Below are 614 nucleotides of genomic sequence, written 5' to 3'. Positions count from 1 at the left end.
GTCGCCTGTAATCGCCAAGGCATCCACCATGTGCACTTATTCGCTTGTCCCTATAACGTTAGCCTCTTAGTGTTGCCACTAAAAGAGCGTTACAGAGATAAGAAAGTACAGCGTTGTTGCTTTGTTTTGATACATACAATCACTACCCATCGAACCGCCTGTCGGCGATTCGATTAAAACTTTACTTCTTCCAGATTGTTAAAGAACGAAACAGCTTTAATCTCTAAAAGACCAAACCTAAACCTCGTGGCTTACGTTTGTACTTTCAAGATTAGTAGAGTGGTGGAGGATGACGGGATCGAACCGACGACCCCCTGCTTGCAAAGCAGGTGCTCTCCCAGCTGAGCTAATCCCCCGGTCTTGTGTGGCTTTTACTCTAAAAATCATCTGGCTTTGCCAGTGATTTTTTGACTAACTAACCCAAACGAAAGTAGATTTTTACTTTCGTTTGATAACCTTGGTAGGGCTGGTTGGACTCGAACCAACGACCCCCGCGTTATCAACACGGTGCTCTAACCAGCTGAGCTACAGCCCCGACTTGGACACTGCTACTGTTTCTTCTAAATTCAACAGTCGATAAGAGTGGACGCTTAATAAATTGGCTCTATAGCCAG

The 614-nt window shown here is 45.1% G+C and carries 2 tRNA genes; both read right to left on the bottom strand.

Annotated elements, in window-relative coordinates:
• Window positions 1-280: 280 nt before the first annotated feature.
• Window positions 281-356 (bottom strand) — tRNA-Ala (locus PO883_RS34755).
• 102 nt (window positions 357-458) lie between these two features.
• Window positions 459-535: transfer RNA gene (locus PO883_RS34750), tRNA-Ile, on the bottom strand.
• Window positions 536-614 lie beyond the last annotated feature (79 nt).

The sequence above is a fragment of the Massilia sp. DJPM01 genome, assembly GCF_030348125.1.
GTDB classification, from domain to species: Bacteria; Pseudomonadota; Gammaproteobacteria; order Burkholderiales; family Burkholderiaceae_D; genus Telluria_A; species Telluria_A frigida.
Note: the sequence above shows the minus strand (reverse complement) of the source record. Positions and strands in the feature narration are given on the sequence as shown.